Origin of the sequence: Sphingobacterium sp. UBA3519 (genome assembly GCF_002377215.1) — a bacterium.
Lineage (GTDB): Bacteria > Bacteroidota > Bacteroidia > Sphingobacteriales > Sphingobacteriaceae > Sphingobacterium > Sphingobacterium multivorum.
Map to the genome: position 1 here is coordinate 121422 of NZ_DFPI01000033.1, position 17780 is coordinate 139201.

The following is a 17780-nucleotide window of genomic DNA, read 5'->3' on the forward strand; positions in this document are numbered from 1 at the left end:
TGTCTCCAGTAGTTTGCGGGAATCATGTTGAATAAGTATTTTCGTATATATTCCAATTTGATATGAAATTCCTTTTAACCTTTATTTTTTGTTCCTGGTTTTCTTTTTCACTATTTTCTCAGGTTGGGAAAGTAGGTGGGCAGAAAGATCAATTTAAAGCAATTGATTCTGTTCTCGGCCAAGTTTTAAAAGATCATCATGTGGCGGGTTTTGCCGTTGCTGTTGTAAAAGGCGATAAAATAATTTATAATAAGGGATTTGGCTATCGTGATTTCGCGAATAAAAAACCTGTTACACCGAATACGCTTTTTGCAATCGGTTCGAGCTCCAAAGCTTTTACCGCTTCATTGTTAGGTTTGTTGAGAGCGGATGGCAAACTGACATTTGAGGACAGAGCGGTATCTTTACTGCCTGCGTTACGGTTTTACAATGATGAGATGGATAATCAAATCGTGGTTAAAGACCTAATGGCGCATAGGACAGGCTTGTCCCGCTATGATTTATCTTGGTTTCTGTTCAATAGTAAAAATAGAGATAGTCTGATTTCACGGGTCAGATTTATGAAACCCAGTTCAGGCCTGCGCATGAAATGGTTCTATAATAACTTTATGTACCTTGCTCAAGGAATGATTGTGGAGCGATTGAGCGGTAAGACATGGGAACAAAATATACAGGAAAAGTTTTTTACTCCCCTAGAAATGACTCGTTCTAATACCGATCTCTTAGCATTTCAACGGGACAGCGATGCTTCTTTGCCCTATACACTTTCCAAAGATAACACGATAAAACTGATTGATTATTATAATATTAGTGGTATGGGGCCAGCAGGAAGCATAAATAGCAGTGCTAGTGACATGTCTAATTGGCTCAAGGTTTGGCTCAACCAAGGTTATTTCAATGGGAAAGAAATACTTCCTGCAAATTATATAAATGAGGCTGCGAGCTCCCAAATGGTGATGGATGCCGCTTTACCGGACAAACACAAAGATGTTTTCCTTTCCAATTATGGATTAGGCTGGATGATTGGCTCCTATAGAGGACATTATCAAGTAGAACATGGTGGAAATATTAACGGATTTTCCGCGAATGTGGCATTTTTTCCAACAGATACACTCGGAATTGTCGTATTAACCAATCAAAACGTGTCTAAGGTCCCTACGGTGGTCAGAAATTCTATAGCGGATATCCTTTTTGGCTTGGAACCAATCGATTGGAATGGTGAAAAAAAGGCTGAAATCGATTCGCTGCGTCATGTTAAAAAAGAAGAAGAAAAGTTGCCCATTCCAGCGACGAAACCTTCCCATTCCTTAAAACAGTACACTGGTTCTTTTGAGAATCCTGCATATGGAATTATTGAGGTAAGGCTTAAGGATAACAAGCTATACAGTGAACTCGGTTATGAGAAGGTTGTCCTTATCCACCGACATTATGATGTTTTTGACCCAAGGTCTGTCGATAAAAATGGTGTAGCAGATCCTGAACCAAGTAATCTTCTCTTTAACTTCTTTAGCGATGTGGACGGTCAGATTCAAGGTATAGGAATTCTGTTGGACGGTAGTGAAAAACCGGTTATGTTTGATCGTAAACACAGTCCTGTTACTGCATCGCAGTAACCGACCAATCGTATGGAGCAATAACATGAAAAGGAGGTGCCCCGATGGCACTCCTAAGCCAGCTGCCACAGAAAAGATTAGCTGTCAAATTGTATTTGACATACGAAAGCAGAAGATTGGGTGAATTTAAAAATGGGGACTTTAATGAATCTTAAGTATTTGAGATTTAATCCCTGATAATTTATAGACGCATTATGAGATATTCACCTGTAAAAATAATACTAATTGAGGTCGTACTTTTGATGGGGTGTAATTTCGATAGGGAAAAACAGTATTTTCTGGAATTCAGAGAAGAAAAGACAATAGCATCCATGCCCAATGATATTTATTTCAACGATCAAAAAATAGGAACGGTGGATCGGGTATTATTAAAATCAAAGGTTCCAACTTTCAAGGTGACCTTATCTGATCCAATACCTATACATTCAACTATTGAATTAACTGAAATGGATCTGCTTGGTAATCACAGATTATTATTGAAAAAGAGTAGTGCTGAAAGAATATATCATCATAATGACACCATTACAGGTTTTTTAAAATACATTAAACAAAAAAACATAGATCCAAAACTGCGGGATAGTATTTATAAATCAATTCGCGAGGGGAAGGGGATCCTTCAATTTGATACTGAGTAGTTTCCCCGCTTTGAATATTTAAGCTTTTATACCTATTTTTATTACTTGTATAAGGCGCTTATCTCCGTGATATCTCGGTAACCCAAGTGAAAAAATCAGATCTTATTGTAACCTAAATGACTTCTTTACCGAAGCTCTTATTGATTGGAAAATTCTTCTTATGGAGGGGAGGTCTTTATGATTATGTCCAGAACAGCATAGGCGCTCCGGATATAAAGGTAACCGAGTTAAATACTCGCAAAATCTAGCAGGATTGCTTTCGTCAAGTTATGGCTACTACGAATCAAGACAGGCACGTCTGAGCTTCAACTAATAGGTTCATTTATGGCGCGACTAAGGATCAACGTAATCGCAAATCGACTCTCGAAAGCGAATGCGGTCGGATACAATAAGATAGAGTCCGGCTATGTCGACTTTGTGTTTATACCTTTCGATATAAGAGCGTAATTGTGATGAGCGCTCAAATGATTAAATCCTGATCCTGGCGTATAGTTTACCAAGTGAGCGGAGAGTAATACTGTTTTTGCATTTTTTTAAAATTAATAATTATAGAGTTTTGTAAGTATAAACGACAATCATGAAAAAAAACACGTTTTTACTAATCGCTATATTCTTTTGGATACCCATTGTTGCTCAGGTTAGCAGCAAGGTCGAACAGTATTCAATAGACAAAAAGGTAGAATATTATTTAGGGAGTATAGATATTGCAGGAATAAGCATCGGTGCCTCCTTCGATAGCCTGAGTAAAATTAGGAGCTATGCAAACAGGTTTCCCAACATAAGCAACCAAGCGCTGACTTATATCAATAATGGAAATAGGGTACAATTCAAAATTCGTACTAAACTACTTTCAGGCATAAAGAACTATCGCTTTGCTGTTGTCGATGATTTAAAAAATACGTTGTTATCCGGACGCTTAGAGGACCTGACCTTTAACAAACATGGGTTATTTGGTTATATAGCAGAATTGCCAATAACGGAGATCCGAAATAAGACCATTTCTGTAACCTTATATAACGAAAAAAATCCTTCAGAACAGGGAAGCGTGATTATATATAACACAGCGATCCCAAAAACTGATATTATCTTTCTTGGAAGGGAGCTAATTGATAGATCAAATAGATCTGCGGTTGAAATGAAAACAGATGCATCGAAAATTATCTTGGACAATGATGTTACAGCTCTGAAGGTTGCAGTTAGAAAAAATGATTACAGTTCCATTTACTCGTTATTGGTAAAAGAAAAGGAAACTGGCAACATTGTATTTAAAAGTAATTCTTGGAATTACAGTTTTTACACTGTAGATGGAATAGAGCAACCGAATATTTCAATAGGTCGGGAGAATTTCAAAAATTCTGGAGAATATGAAATCATTATTCGACCACAATTAGAGAATATGACGGAGAAAGAGATGGAATCGTCTAGTTTTAGACAAAATGTCAAAATACAAATTGATAGAACTTTCTCTATGCAAGATATGATCATGTGGTCTCTATCATTAATTATTATCTTTAGCATTATAAGCTTTCTTCTAATTTATGTACTGCGTAGAAGAAATAGAAAAAAAATCCGAGAAGAGAGTTTAAATAAAAAAATATCGGAAACTAAACTGATCTCGATTAAGGCGCAACTCAATCCTCATTTTCTTTTCAATTCGCTCGCTAGCATTCAGAGTTTTATAAATAACAATGATGTGGACAATGCAAATAGGTATTTAAGCAAATTTGCCCGTCTCACCCGAAATGTGCTGGATAGTGAATCGGTAAATACACTCACGGATGAGCGCAATCTTTTAACCGATTATCTTCAGATGGAACAGCTACGATTTGGTTTTGAATATGCGATTGATGTTAAGGATCTTGATCCTAATAACATCGAAATACCAACAATGCTCCTACAACCATTGGTTGAAAATGCTATAAAACATGGGATATCAGAATTGAAGGAACGTGGAAAGGTTAGCTTATATTTTGAGAGGAGGGAGAGTGATATGATAATAACTATATTGGATAACGGTCGAGGGTATGATATAGCACATACACCATTCGGATTAGGAATCAGGTTAACCAATGAGCGTATACAGCTTTGGAATGAATTGCATCCAGAGACAAATATTTTCATAGATACAGAATCTAAAAGTACGGGGACATGCGTATCTTTAATTTTTAAAAACTGGTTATTATGATACGTGCTATTTTAGTGGACGATGAAATTTCAAATACCAAAAATTTAAAGGCGCTATTGGCTAAGTATTGTCCACATGTTGAAGTTGTGGCAATTGCAAATACGATTACTGAAGCAGCGAGCTTAATTAAAAATAATAGACCCAATTTGGTATTTCTTGATATAGAAATGGGGAGTCAGACAGGTTTTGACCTGCTTAAGGATTTTGAAACAATAGACTTTCAGGTGATTTTTGTTACAGCATACAACCAATATGGTATACAAGCCATAAAACATGCGGCATTAGATTATCTTCTAAAACCCATTGATATAGACGAGCTCAAATTGGCCGTTGAAAAGGCTTGCAAAAAAGTAAGTACAATAGTGCAGAATCCCGGGGTAGAATTTCTGATTCAGCAGTTGACATCGAAACAGAGGGTGCCTCAGAAGATAGCTCTTGCTTTTCAAAACGAAACTCGATACTTACTCATTAGCGATATTATACGTTGTGAAGCAGACGATACATATACCGTTTTTCACTTACTAAATGAAGAGAAAATAATTTCTTCAAAACCTTTAAGAGAATACAGCGAAATACTAATTCCACACAACTTTATTCGAACACACCAAAGTCACCTTATAAACCCTTTTTATATCCAAAGTTGGCTTAAGGAAGATGGCGGGACTTTACTATTGGCAAACCGTGAGAAAATACCAGTATCTAAACCAAACCGTGAGCGCGTAAAAAACGCTTTGGCACAATTGTAAAACAACTTGGACCTGCAAAAATGGGAAACGGGTATGCATGAATTACGCTCAGTATACGACAGTTTACCCCCGAATGAAAAAGCAAGTTGTCTTATTTGGGGCAAACATTACTCGCAGGAGGGTGCAGTCGAACTGATGAAGAGTACATATGGACTTCCGAACGCCTTTTGTTATCACGGTAGCTTCTATAACTGGGCACCGACAGGCCGTATGCCCCAAACGGCGATTGCCATTTGTTACAACGATACCAGTGACGATTTCTTTTGTCCTTTTTTCGAAAAAGTTGTTCCTGTGCGAAAATTATATAGTCCCTATGCAAGTAGCGAAGATTGGGTGCTGCTAACGATCTATCGCTGTAAAAAACCTAAGCAGGACTTTAACAAAATGAAAGATTTGTTTAAAAGTTGAATATTTGAATACGCATGCTGCTTACTTTATTTGACTGGGCTGCAAGAAGTATAAAATTGTATAAAAAAAGGGCTATCTAACGTTTAGATAGCCCTTTACATGTTCAGTGTTTCCTTCCCATCGCGCTAAATCGATTGAATTTGTCTGACCATTTGGTTGGTAAATCCCCATTCATTATCATACCAAGCCATCACTTTCACCAGGTCACCATCGACAACTCGAGTCATTTCTAGATCTACTGTCGCTGCAAATGGACTTTTGATAATATCGGTAGATACCAAGGGCTCGTCGGTTACCGTTAGCACCTTTTTATAACGATCAGTTTTTGATTCTTCGATCAAAATTTGGTTGATCTCTTCGATTGTGGTGGATCTTTCTGCAATAAAGGTAATATCGGAGATAGACCCTACTGGAACAGGTACCCTAACAGCTATACCGTCAAACTTTCCGGCATATTGCGGAAGTGCTTTTGTCGTCGCTATTGCAGCCCCCGTGGCCGCGGGGGCAAGGTTAATGCCTGCAGCCCGTCCCATACGCGGTTCTTTTTTTGATGGAGCGTCGACCAATGCCTGTGAAGCTGTATAACCGTGTGTGGTATTTAGTATTGCTTTTTTTATTCCCAGTCTCCTGCCTAATATTTCGATTACTGGACTTATATTGTTTGTCGTACAGCTTGCGCACGAAAAGACAGAAACCCTTCCATCTTCGGTATTTACCCCATGGACCACTGTCGGTGTATCTTTAGTAGGACCCGAGATGACGACAAATTTTGCTCCAGAGGTTAAATGTTTTTCAGCGTCCGCTTTGTTCGTGAAAATACCCGTACTCTCTATAACGATATCCGCTTGGATATCTTTCCAAGGTAACTTTTCAATCTCCCTGATACTTGTATATTTAACCATCTTTCCATCGACCACAATTGTATCTCCTTCGATACGCACATCTTTTTCATATTTCCCATAGTTACTATCGTATTTAAGCAGATATGCGGCGTTTTCAATACTCATCAGATCATTGATTCCAACGACCTCAAGATCGGCAGTTTCTGTTATTATTTTTAAGGCAGCGCGTCCGATACGACCAAATCCATTAATTGCTATCTTTTTCATCCTATTCCTTTTAAATCTGTTTATATTATTTCTTTTGTTTTTATATATAGACTAAGTTCTTTTTTTTAGATAAAAAAGATTAGTAAAAAGCAAAAATAAGCAAAACGATTAAACCCGTTGCTATACAATGCTTTATAAAACAGTAGTCTTAGTTTGGAACTCGGTGTCTGATAGGTTTTGGGCTTGAAAACACAAGGTTAGGTTACTAATTCGTTACCGATTGATAAAGGTAACTACATAGCTTAACTGTTTATATTTCAGTCTTTTGCACCCTTTTTTACATTCCCTTGTAACTCAATGTAATTTAATTTTAAACATTAAACATTTGAGTTATGGAACAGACAAAAAAGTCCACGTTCAAACTGCTTTTCTACCTGAAAAAGAACGAACTGAAAAAGAACGGTAATGCACCGATTATGGCACGTATTACCATTGATGGAACAGCTAAAACTTTGGGAACAAAGTTAGAAATTAACCCGAAAAATTGGGATTTAAAATACGGAAGAGTTGAGGGCAAGAGTGCCACCGCTTTGAACATTAACCAAAAGCTGGATAACGTACGGGGTCGTATCGACAAGATTTACGAAGATATGCTGAAGCACGAGGGTTTTGCGACCGCACAGAAAGTAAAGCTCTCGTTTTTGGGTGTTGGTGTAATGGACGATGCCGTACTAAAAGTCTTTAAAGACCAAAATGAAGACTTTGAAAAAATGGTCGCTAAGGGAAAACGCTCTCAAAGCACGTATAGCAAATACAACACTGTTTACAACCATCTTAGCGAATTTATAAGGGAGCGTTACCATCGGGACGATATGGCTTTCCGGGAACTCACTTCTGATTTTATTCGTGAGTTTGATTTCTTTCTTCGCATTGATAAGGAATGTACCCATAATACGGTTTGGGTTTACACAATGCCAGTTATTGCTTTGGCAGAATTGGCTATTAAAAAAGGCTTGATACGGGATAATCCTTTTGAGGATTATGAAATCAGTATGGAAGAAACCGACCGCAGCTACCTTTTAAAAGAGGATGTAGAAACCTTAATGCTCCTGAAACCATCTAAGCCTCGATATGAACTTGTAAAAGACCTTTTTATTTTCAGTTGCTTCACAGGGCTTTCTTACATAGACATTAAGAAACTGAAATGGAGCAATATCCAGTCTTTCTTTGATGGACACCAATGGATAATCAGCAGGAGAAAGAAATCAGATGTTGCCTCCAACGTCCGTCTTTTGGAAATCCCCAAACGCATCATTGAGAAATATCGTGGAGCTACAAGAAATGATTTTGTATTCCCAATGCCATCCAATGCGACTTGCAACACGCATATAGGTAAACTTATTGAGGAAGCGGGTATTGTTACAGAACAGAAAGTTACATTCCACACCGCCCGTCATACATTCGCCACAATGTTTTTGACCGAGGGTGTTCCGCTTGAAAGCCTTAGCAAAATGATGGGTCATAAGAATATTTCCACTACACAGATTTATGCTAAGATTACCAGCCAAAAAATCAGTAAGGATATGGATTTGGTTTCGCCTAAATTTAAGGCAATGGAAGATGCGTTTATTATTAAAATGGAACGGGAAGAAATAGCATTATTGAATGAACATACAAACGCAGATAAAATTTACAATACCGAAGAAATTATGGTTTAAAAATTAGTGCATTCTTTACTTATCAGATTGAAGCAGGATTTAACTATCCTGCTTTTTTTATGCCCTTACTTTTCGATTATTCCAACCTCTATTTCAGGCTCTCATAGCCTGGTCATTTATTCCATAAAAATTAGAACAGAATATTTCCACAATCAACCGGTAAAAAGGCAGCTAAGTTATAGCGGGCAGCCACCGCACACACCCACCAATAAAAAAAATGAATGAACGGTTTCCCCCTAAAGGAACCCCCATTAAATCATTTTTTTTCTTGGTTTTCGCTATTGCCCGCCTGGATTATCTGCTTTCTTTTTTCCGGTTTTTCTTTTGGAAAAAATTATGCGAAGCGAAGCGGAGCAAACCACAACAGGAAGCAGGAAACGAGAAAAGCGAACGTAACAAAATGTAAAACTTTTAAAACAGGACGATTATGAACATCACAGGAAGACTGACAAGGGATGCGGAAGTACGCACAACGTCAAACGGAAAACAAGTAGTAAACTTTTCAGTAGCGGTAAACGACAGCTACAAAACCAAACAGGGCGAACGAGTGGAGCAAACCGCCTATTTCGACTGCTCATATTGGAGAACCCCGAACGCAGTGAAGATACTCACTAAAGGTCTATTGGTAGAACTGACTGGCAGGGTAAGCACAAGAGCGTGGGTAGGTAAAGACGGAGAAGCAAAGGCAGGTTTGAACTTTCATACCTCTGACTTCAAACCGCTTGCAGGAGGCAGGAGAGCCGAAATCGTACAGGCTACTGCACAATCTGAAAGTAACGGATTTACAACGCAGGGAGTAGATGACGACCTCCCATTTTAACAACGAGTATTCAATCATTTTTTAACATCAAAATTTTAAACATTATGGCACATAATATCAATTTCAACGAGAGAACAGGACGTTATTCATTTTTCAGCGTTCAGCAAAAAGCGTGGCACGGTTTAGGGCAAATCGTGGAGCAATACCCGACAAGCGAGGAAGCTATCAAATACGCAGGGTTAGATTACGAAGTCGTAAAATCCCCACTATTTACAAAAGGTTCGGGCATTATCGAAACTGCCAACGGCATAGAGATAGGCAGTAGCGAATTGGAAGTACCTAACTATTTCGCCAACATACGCACCGATAACAATGCAGTATTGGGCGTAGTTGGTAAGGATTACCACATTGTACAGAACCGTGAAGCCTTTAATTTCTTTGATGCTATTGTAGGCGGTGGCGAGGGCATTCTCTATGAAACCGCAGGAGCGTTAGGCAACGGAGAACGCATTTTTATCACAGCCAAATTGCCCGACTATATCCGAGTAGGTAAAGGGGATGACGTTACGGAAAAGTACATTTTCCTAACCACTTCGCACGATGGTAGCGGAAGTATCACAGCCGCATTTACACCTATCAGAATTGTTTGTCAAAATACCTTAAACGCTTCGTTACGCAGTATGACCAATGTTGTCCGTATCAAGCACACTTCGGGGGCAAAACAACGTATCGAGAACGCTCACAAGATTATGGGACTTGCCAACACATTGAGCAACCAATTAGAGGGCATTTTCAATGAATGGGCAAAAGTAAAGGTATCAGACCGAGAGGTAAGAAAGCTAATACAGTTGGCACTTTGCCCAAACAAGGAAACGCTTGACCTCATCAAAAAAGGTGCGGAAGATGAAATTTCCACCGTGTTCAAAAATGTCGTTGAGGATGCTTTTGCGTATGCAATGATAAGCGATACACAGCAAATGGACACTACCAAAGGCACATTGTTCGGAGCGTACAACGCTGTTACAGGCTACTATCAGAACGTAAGAAATTATAAGAACGATGAAGCCAAGTTGCAAAGTATTGTATTGGGTGGTACTGCCCAACTCAAATCACAAAAAGCATTTGAATTGTGTAGTGATTTTGCCTTAGATGGTGCGGAAATCCTAAACCTTAATTAAATAACAACAGGCTACCGCCTTAATCGGTGGTAGCCTTATAAAACAACGGATATGAAAGCAAAAACAATAGAGGAAGCAAAAAGTATGGCTAAAGACAAGAGCCTTGAAACACAATACAAAGACGAAGCTATTTACATCATCTATTGCAGTAGAACCGAGTATTTCTATGTAGATACCAATAGCCTAATACGACTTTGGGAACAGCTATTTGGCTATTATGAAAATGGAGTTTATACCGCTGAAAAACCACACTCATAAAGCTATGCAAGTAACAGATTTGAACGGTTGCCCCATTGAGATAACGAACCTTAAAGAAGCCATTAAAATGGCAAGGCAATATAAAGAGTACCGACACGAGGACAAAAGTTTTTCAGAGTTCGACAAAAAGCTAAAAGCCTATTGGACGGATATGTTTGAGAAACTGACAACAATCAAAAAACGATTAGACGAAACTTTAAAATTTTAGAACAATGAACACAAATTTTTTCAATCAGATACAGCAGTTGGACTTTACAGGAGTTTTACAACTGAACATTTCAAAAGGAATAGAAAGCAACTTAATCGTAACAGTATTGCTCAACAACGAACAATGCGGAGATAGTGCCAAAAACGGTATTCCCCCATTGACATTTAACGCCACGCCCCAAGAGTTTGACGAGGGATTTTTTGAGCAGATAACCACACCTATACAAAAGGTATCGGGCTTAATGGTGGATATGGAGAAATTCTTAAAGCAATTGGAAGAAGTTAAAAAGCAATCGGCAATCGAGAAAGAAAAAGCCGAAAAGGAGAAAAAGGAAAAAGAAGCCAAAGACAAGAAGTTTAAAGATGCTATGGCAAAGGCTGACGAGTTGGAGAAAGAGGGCAAGTTCCGTGATGCGTGGATGAAAGTACCCGATATAACGGAGTTCTCCGAAAAAGCGGACGAGATACGCAAGCGTAAAACATCATTGTCCGACAAGTTTGCCACACCAAGCCTTTTCGGGGCAATGGAAGAAGCAAAACCCGAACCGCAAAAAGAGGAAGAAGTTACTGCCGATTATCCTATTGATGAAGCGGACGAAGAAGAACAGTATTAACACTTAAAAACGACCATTATGTTATTAGCAACCCAATTAGAGCGAGTATTTATCCTCAATGATAAAGGACAGGACATCAGACTGACCGACCCAGAACCACGTTGGAGCGTGGAAGCCGTAATGAATTTTTACGCCAATATGTACCCGATTTTGACAACAGCAAAAGCATCCGCACCGCAAATCAAAGATGATGCGGTAGAGTACAAATTTGAAAGCGTAATGGGTACGAAAGGTTAAACAAAAATTATAAAACGATGAATTATGCAACGCAATATCATATCGGGAACAATCAGCATACCCGAACAGAAACGACAACAGCAGTTACACCGACAGTTGGGCGAGTTCGCAAATTGGCTACAACGACCAAAGGACGCAAACCAAGTGCAGAAAGACAAACAGAAATCCGTACCAATAGCAATGCTACCAATGGTATTCTAAAGTGTACGTTTTTGCCTAAACTGAAAATAGCACAATCCGTACAGGCTTGTCAGAAAACGGAGAGGGATTTTTACAAGTCCCTTTCCCGACTTGCTGAACATTACAGCATTGAGCCAATGCAGACCAAAGATTTTGATTTTCCATACAATATAACATTGTCTATGTGGGATATGGAAACCAAAGTAAAACGTACCAACATAAATTGGGATAGTTTCAAATTGGTACAGGATAGTAAGAAAACCTTTTTTGTGAGCGAGGAAAGGTATAATGTAGGTACAACCTTGTATTATATTCCTATTGCACCACTCTTTAAAATGCTCAAAGACCCGAAACGTAAAAAGACCGCACAGGTACTTTTATCGGTATGCAGTTATCTGTACCATATTGCCGATGTACCGTATTACAGGCAGGAAGACAGCTATTTGTATTGGTTGTATGAAACGCATAAAGATTGGGTAGAACAGGATGATGAAACAGACGAAACCGAAACGTATAAAAGTGAGTTGAGAAATGCCGAATATATTGGCGACAATATAGAACAAAAGCTATTTAACCGTATCAATCTAAAGGTATTTGAACAGCGTTTGAGCCGATTTAAAAGCCTTGATACATTCGACAGGGAATGTTGGCAGATAGCTTGTAATGCTTTTGTCCTTTATACGGAATATCCGAACGTAACCATTTTCAGAAATGCACCATTGCCCGAAGAAGACCCCTATAATGATGATTACGAAAATGAAGCAATCGGAATGGAAAAGTATATCTCTTTTATTTCCGATACCAAAGGTTGGTTATATGAAAGCCTTAAAGAAAGCATCAACAACGAGTTTAACGAGTGCGGAGTATTGGAAGAACCGACCATTTGCAAAGCCTTTGACGGAAGCAAAATAAAGACAAACAACCTTGATTTTGAAAACCGCCTGTTTACCTTATTGGACGACCTATGCACTCTATTGTATGACTATAAAACAACAGAAAAATGAACACCATAAACAACATAACCAAAGATTTCGGCACATTGTACTATCCAAAATCCGCTTTGGTTTTCTATGAAACCAAAGGAACAGATACAGCAATGTACGTGGAGCATTTCGATATGGATAGCAACGGAACGCCTACCAATGCCCACCCATTGACAGTAAAAGAAGCCAACGTATTATCAATGGCTTTACAGACCGATGAAGAAAAGAATAAAGCCTTTTTAAAGCCAAAGGGAATTTTGCCGACAAACATTTTGCATATCAATCAGAGTGCAGAAAATGGTGCGGTACTTTGGTACACCAAATCAAAGCAAAGGCAACTGTATTTTGTAGATAGTTTGGGCATACCCAACGGAAAGGCACAAGTACCGCCAATGCTTTGGTTAGCGAGCAAAAGCAGTCTTACTGTATTTGCTTTGGCAAACGACAGAAGACCCACCGAGAAAACGCCATTGCATTACGTTCCTTTCTTCAATATCTATGAAAAGGGCAATGTATGTATGGGTACTGTTAGTATTGACATTAAAAATTCGACTTCGGTTGAGGAATTTATACAGGCGTGGGAACATTATTTTTTCAATTCCTATTTCAGCCATTCATTATGCGAGAACCTCACGAAAAAAAACATTGTAAACCTTTGGAAAGACCTTATCAATACTGATAAACCTTTTCCGAAAGAAGTATTAAAAAAGAATAACAAAACCCTTAAAAATCTATTGTGATGAATACAGCAAAAACAGCAATCCATTTTACGGACAATTATCTGCTCAATCCGACAAACCCAATTTCGGTAAACCTTATCGGGGCAGGTGGCACAGGCTCAAAAGTATTGACCGCTTTAATGGAAATAAACGAGAGCTTGATAGCGTTGGGACACGCAGGGTTGCAAGTCCGCCTTTGGGATGATGATGTTATCACGAGTGCCAATTTAGGCAGACAGCGTTTTTTTGAAAGTGAAACAGGATTGTACAAATCGGTTGCATTGATAAACCGTATCAATCGTTGCATCGGTACAAATTGGAAAGCCGAAACGGTAAAATTTGAAAAGGACAAGTTTGGCAGAATACCCGAAAAAGCAAGGGCAATCATTACTATTACTTGTGTGGACAATGTACAGGCGAGGTTTGGCGTTGCTGAAATTCTTAAAGAAATAAGTTACCGCAGACACTACCAAGATGAGCCGAAATATTGGTTGGATTTTGGCAACAGCCAAGATACAGGACAAGTGCTACTATCTACTATCGGAGAGATAAAGCAACCCAATTCAGAGAAATACCAAACGGTGGCAAGCCTGCCATTTGTTACCGATGAATTTGGCGAATTGCTGAAGCAATCCGAACAAGAGGATAACACGCCAAGTTGCTCACTTGCCGAAGCGTTGGAACACCAGGACTTGTTTATCAATTCCTCATTAACCCAAATGGGTTGTTCTTTGCTGTGGAACTTATTTCGCAGGGGAATGACTGAATACAAAGGATTTTTTCACAATCTGAAAGATTTCCGCACCCACCCGATAAAAGTCGCCTGACCCGAAAAGTCGGGCGGCAAAAAGACAGATCCTCCCGATGGTCGGGACAGTCTTTTTGCATCAAATCGGTGCAACCCCTTTGTCAAAATGCACCGCTACACAATTTCCTTTCTCTACCTTTTACCAAACAGGTTGCGACATTATTGTGTGGGATATTCATTATCCCAATGATTAGGTATGCAATGACTTCTTTTCTTTTCACATAAGCGACCAAAGAAAAGAAGCAAAAGAACGCCGCTTGATTAGAACAGATATTTTATACTATTATAATCGGAACGTTACTTATTACTGAAATATTCCTGTGCAATTTCCGCTACTCCCACACTAAAATATCTACCGCCATTGGTAACAACATCAATAGCTTTTTTAAAATCGTCCGTATCGCTACCAATGAGCAAATAACCTGTAAAACCAATTTCCAAAAGAGGTTTTACGGCTTTTTCTGCATCAATATCATTATGTGCAATCAGGTTAATGGTTGGATATTGTGTTCTCAATTCTTGAAGCTGTGCCAGCACATTCTTATTGTAAAAATCAAGGTCAATAATACAAATGTTGGGAAGTGTTTTTAATGCTGGTAATTGAGATAGTCCGTCTTCAATGTTTTCAGAACGGAACAATACTTCAATTCCTGAAGCAACGAGGTCGTTGCAGGTCAAATCCAAAATCGGGCTTTTATCATTGATAAAGGCGAGGGCAATTTTTTGTTGTGCTGTACCAGTTTCCATATCATTACTTTTTTGAGTTGATGTAGCCCTGCACAAAAAAAAGAAGCGCAGGCAACCACACTTACCGATACTGAGGCACTGGTACGCCTTAATCCCCGAATAAGCGAGCGCCCACGCCTATGACGTGAGCGTTCTTACTTATTGTCTTGGGGATACAAAAAATTACCAGTTTTCAGTACCAAGACCTAAAGCAAAAACACTTTAAGTATTGTTATATTTTACATAGCAAATATACTAAAGTCCTTCCGTTGAAACATAGTCAGAACCAAATTAATTAGAAGCAATGTCTGTCATTGGTTATATAGTTCTGTTCTAAGACGGTCAGAATATCCGTTTCCTTATAAATAATCTTACCCCCAATTTGTATATACGGCAGGATATTATCGTCACGGTATTGCTGTAAAGTCCGTTTACTGATATGTAACAGCCTACACACATCTTCGCCCGACAAGTATATTTCTCCGTTCATTACAGGACGGTAATTTTTTAATATTTCTTCAATACGGTTTCTCAACTGCATTATCATTTCCTGATGGGCGATGATTTCTTCCGTTTCATTCGTCAGTAAATCCATTGTCGTTGGTATTGTACGGCTGTCCGGCTTCGAGTAAAGCCTGTACGTCCGAGCGTTTATAATAATTCTTGCGGTTCAGTTTGGAATATGGTAATAAGCCTTTGTCCTTGTAGGTCTGCAAAGTCCGTTTGGTAATGTTCATCATCAAACACACTTCCTGGTTATCGAGCCATTGCTCCTCTTTGAAAATCGGGGTATATTTTCGTGTGGCATTTTCGGTCATTTCCAAAAGTTCCCTTAGGTCATTCTTCATTCCGTCCAATGCGGTTTTTTGTATTGCAATAACTTCCATTGTTTGCTCATTTTTTCTGTGGAAGTCGAATTTATAAAGGCTTATTGCAGGATTGGGAAAGGTTGCATTGATTGGCGTTGAAAGGCAGTGTTTGGCTTTTTACTTTTGCCATAAACGAAAAATCGGATAACCTTTTGAGCTATCCGATTTTTTTTATTTAAGCCCCGTTTTATAAGTGTTATCAAGTTTGTTGTGAATAATTGTTGCTACAACCAAAACTTCTGTCATTTGTGAAAGTTGGGTATCTTCCAATATTTTGGGGTTGTGTGCTTTTGGATTTCTGTACATAGAAAAAAATCCTTTGCAGAAATTTCCAAAACCTTTGTGTTCACTTTCTTCGCTTTGATTTTTCAGAGTATTGAAAGCAAGCATAGGTCTTTTGTCCTTTCCCAACGCAAAACAATCATCAACTAAATCTGCTCCGTCTGAAGTATAGCCACTTTTTTGCCTAAGCCTCTCTGCTACACTTTTCGTAATTTCAAGTATAGCGTGAAAATAATTTTCCTTTAACCATTCAGCTTCACAATAAGGCAAAATTTCTGAATGAACTCCAATTCCGTGTACTTTTTCTTTGATTTTTAGTGACCTGCTTTTTGCTTCCGAAATAGTTTTCGCCTTATCAACTTGTCGGGGCTGTCCACTTTTATCAATTTCTATCCCTTCATAAACAAGTTTCTCATTGATAGTTGTTCTATCTTTTTCAAATTCATCTTCGGAATTATATCTTTTAGGATTTAATAATCTAACAACAAATGCCAATACATTATTTCCACATCTGTCTTGTGCTTGTCTTTCTTTTAAAGCATAAAACAATCTGTCTGTTTTATTTGTGCCATATTGAGATTGAGAAATACCAGCACCTGATAAATGTTCTGTAATTTTCGTATGTGTCAGTATATTTGATATAATATCAGATATATTTCGTAGGGTTATGTCATCAAAGGATTTTGTCATTTTATAATTTTCCTCTTTATTATGAATACTAAATCATATAATCTAAATTTCCATAAAAATACTTATTTCGAGTTAGGTATCTCCACTTGTTGCTTCTCTTTGTCCTTTTTCATTTGGCTATAAGTCCATATACAGACAATACCGAGAATTATCAAAGCGTATGCAATCCATTTGCCGACACGTTCTATAAAACGGGTAAATACAGATGCTTCAAAACTCGAAAATCCCTCTGCACCCATACCATTACGCCTATAAAATTTCCTGCGGTTTATCCAATAAATAAGCACTATCGCAATAACGATAACAATAATACCAAACACCAATTGAGCCGTAACTGTATCCATACCCGTTAAGATTATAATTCAAGTAAATTTAAACAAAAAACAACGTACACCGAAAGCTGAAAAGCAAAAAACCGACCTGTAACAGTCGGTTTTGCTTTTATATAAGTAGTATTAATCACTACTGTTGAACTGAAAGCTCAACTGCTTTTCGTTACCGAAGTTATCGGAAATCCAAACCTCAAAGGATTGTGATACGGTAGATGCCGAAGTGTAATACAACCGGAACTGCTCCGTTGGCAACGAATACAAATCGTTTGGCAAATACGGTGGTTCGTCATAATACCGCAATGTGCCTTGACCGTCAAATTGAAAGTAGCGGAGAAAATATTGCGTGTTGCTGTAATTGCCTGTTCGCTGTATGGTAATCCGTATCTCTACGGTCTGCCCACTGGCAATATCTTTGGGTACAGGCATTACTTTGACCTCAAAAGGGAAATCGTTCTGTATTTCGAGTTCATCGTCTTTGCTACAAGATACCAACGTAACCGAAGCCGTGAGGATTGCCAAGAGTATATATATTGAGCTTAATCCTATCCTGAATTTATTGAATATTGCTATCATCATTTTACAT

22 protein-coding genes are annotated in these 17780 nt (G+C 38.4%); 15 read left to right on the forward strand and 7 right to left on the reverse strand.

The genetic code is table 11. The features are described 5' to 3' along the window. The first annotated feature begins 62 nt into the window (after positions 1 to 62). The 5 genes from B3297_RS20945 (at position 63) to B3297_RS20965 (ending at position 5587) form a co-directional block, all read left to right on the forward strand. Complete coding sequence (locus tag B3297_RS20945; protein WP_286779452.1) at positions 63 to 1613, forward strand: serine hydrolase; 1551 nt, start codon at positions 63 to 65, stop codon at positions 1611 to 1613. 194 nt (positions 1614 to 1807) lie between these two features. Beyond that, positions 1808 to 2248, forward strand: a complete 441-nt coding sequence (locus B3297_RS20950) for a hypothetical protein (protein WP_286754514.1) — start codon at positions 1808 to 1810, stop codon at positions 2246 to 2248. Positions 2249 to 2825: 577 nt separating this feature from the next. Beyond that, complete coding sequence (locus B3297_RS20955) at positions 2826 to 4433, forward strand: sensor histidine kinase (RefSeq protein ID WP_286779453.1); 1608 nt, start codon at positions 2826 to 2828, stop codon at positions 4431 to 4433. Next, positions 4430 to 5179, forward strand: coding sequence for a LytR/AlgR family response regulator transcription factor (locus B3297_RS20960; RefSeq protein WP_070568500.1), 750 nt, complete (start codon positions 4430 to 4432; stop codon positions 5177 to 5179). The genes B3297_RS20955 and B3297_RS20960 overlap by 4 nt, the downstream gene beginning before the upstream one ends. Positions 5180 to 5212: 33 nt before the next feature. Then, positions 5213 to 5587 carry a hypothetical protein gene (locus B3297_RS20965; protein WP_286754516.1) on the forward strand — a complete coding sequence of 125 codons (375 nt, stop codon included), beginning with the start codon at positions 5213 to 5215 and terminating at the stop codon, positions 5585 to 5587. A gap of 125 nt (positions 5588 to 5712) precedes the next feature. Here B3297_RS20965 and B3297_RS20970 read toward each other — a convergent pair whose 3' ends face one another. After that, a complete protein-coding gene (locus B3297_RS20970; protein WP_286779454.1) occupies positions 5713 to 6696 on the reverse strand; it encodes a type I glyceraldehyde-3-phosphate dehydrogenase in 984 nt (327 codons plus the stop codon). A 332-nt stretch (positions 6697 to 7028) separates the two neighbouring features. On the opposite strand from B3297_RS20970, the gene B3297_RS20975 reads away from it, so the two are divergent. The 10 genes from B3297_RS20975 (at position 7029) to B3297_RS21020 (ending at position 14317) form a co-directional block, all read left to right on the forward strand. Beyond that, complete coding sequence (locus B3297_RS20975; protein WP_228378468.1) at positions 7029 to 8354, forward strand: site-specific integrase; 1326 nt, start codon at positions 7029 to 7031, stop codon at positions 8352 to 8354. A 427-nt stretch (positions 8355 to 8781) separates the two neighbouring features. Next, on the forward strand, positions 8782 to 9174 hold the full coding sequence (locus B3297_RS20980) for a single-stranded DNA-binding protein (protein ID WP_066439715.1): 393 nt from the start codon (positions 8782 to 8784) through the stop codon (positions 9172 to 9174). A 44-nt stretch (positions 9175 to 9218) separates the two neighbouring features. After that, positions 9219 to 10292, forward strand: coding sequence for a DUF932 domain-containing protein (locus tag B3297_RS20985; RefSeq protein WP_066439713.1), 1074 nt, complete (start codon positions 9219 to 9221; stop codon positions 10290 to 10292). A gap of 51 nt (positions 10293 to 10343) precedes the next feature. Beyond that, a complete protein-coding gene (locus B3297_RS20990) occupies positions 10344 to 10550 on the forward strand; it encodes a hypothetical protein (RefSeq protein ID WP_055133024.1) in 207 nt (68 codons plus the stop codon). A 4-nt stretch (positions 10551 to 10554) separates the two neighbouring features. Further along, positions 10555 to 10758, forward strand: coding sequence for a hypothetical protein (locus tag B3297_RS20995; protein ID WP_026357465.1), 204 nt, complete (start codon positions 10555 to 10557; stop codon positions 10756 to 10758). Positions 10759 to 10762: 4 nt separating this feature from the next. After that, positions 10763 to 11371 (forward strand): PRTRC system protein E, encoded by a 609-nt coding sequence (locus B3297_RS21000; protein WP_066439711.1) that lies wholly within the window; start codon positions 10763 to 10765, stop codon positions 11369 to 11371. An 18-nt stretch (positions 11372 to 11389) separates the two neighbouring features. Then, the gene (locus B3297_RS21005) at positions 11390 to 11608 is read left to right on the forward strand and encodes a PRTRC system protein C (RefSeq protein WP_055133022.1); all 219 of its coding nucleotides are present in this window, start codon (positions 11390 to 11392) and stop codon (positions 11606 to 11608) included. 17 nt (positions 11609 to 11625) lie between these two features. Then, entirely contained in the window at positions 11626 to 12792 is a 1167-nt protein-coding gene (locus tag B3297_RS21010) for a hypothetical protein (protein ID WP_066439710.1), read from the forward strand. After that, the gene (locus B3297_RS21015) at positions 12789 to 13511 is read left to right on the forward strand and encodes a PRTRC system protein B (protein ID WP_055133020.1); all 723 of its coding nucleotides are present in this window, start codon (positions 12789 to 12791) and stop codon (positions 13509 to 13511) included. Before B3297_RS21010 ends, B3297_RS21015 begins: the two co-directional genes overlap by 4 nt. Then, on the forward strand, positions 13511 to 14317 hold the full coding sequence (locus B3297_RS21020; protein ID WP_055133019.1) for a PRTRC system ThiF family protein: 807 nt from the start codon (positions 13511 to 13513) through the stop codon (positions 14315 to 14317). Before B3297_RS21015 ends, B3297_RS21020 begins: the two co-directional genes overlap by 1 nt. Before the next feature lie 278 nt (positions 14318 to 14595). Here B3297_RS21020 and B3297_RS21025 read toward each other — a convergent pair whose 3' ends face one another. The 6 genes from B3297_RS21025 to B3297_RS21050 all read right to left on the reverse strand — a co-directional run bounded on the left by B3297_RS21025 (position 14596) and on the right by B3297_RS21050 (position 17770). Continuing rightward, on the reverse strand, positions 14596 to 15045 hold the full coding sequence (locus B3297_RS21025; RefSeq protein ID WP_066439708.1) for a response regulator transcription factor: 450 nt from the start codon (positions 15043 to 15045) through the stop codon (positions 14596 to 14598). A gap of 274 nt (positions 15046 to 15319) precedes the next feature. After that, a complete protein-coding gene (locus tag B3297_RS21030; protein WP_066439707.1) occupies positions 15320 to 15619 on the reverse strand; it encodes a helix-turn-helix domain-containing protein in 300 nt (99 codons plus the stop codon). Continuing rightward, positions 15600 to 15911: a helix-turn-helix domain-containing protein gene (locus tag B3297_RS21035; protein WP_066439706.1), complete on the reverse strand. Its 312-nt coding sequence runs from the start codon at positions 15909 to 15911 to the stop codon at positions 15600 to 15602. The genes B3297_RS21030 and B3297_RS21035 overlap by 20 nt, the downstream gene beginning before the upstream one ends. A gap of 153 nt (positions 15912 to 16064) precedes the next feature. After that, complete coding sequence (locus B3297_RS21040) at positions 16065 to 16865, reverse strand: TIGR02391 family protein (protein WP_066439705.1); 801 nt, start codon at positions 16863 to 16865, stop codon at positions 16065 to 16067. A gap of 62 nt (positions 16866 to 16927) precedes the next feature. Then, on the reverse strand, positions 16928 to 17209 hold the full coding sequence (locus B3297_RS21045) for a molybdenum ABC transporter permease (protein WP_066439704.1): 282 nt from the start codon (positions 17207 to 17209) through the stop codon (positions 16928 to 16930). Positions 17210 to 17320: 111 nt separating this feature from the next. After that, entirely contained in the window at positions 17321 to 17770 is a 450-nt protein-coding gene (locus B3297_RS21050; RefSeq protein ID WP_066439702.1) for a DUF3872 domain-containing protein, read from the reverse strand. Between the last annotated feature and the right edge of the window lie 10 nt (positions 17771 to 17780).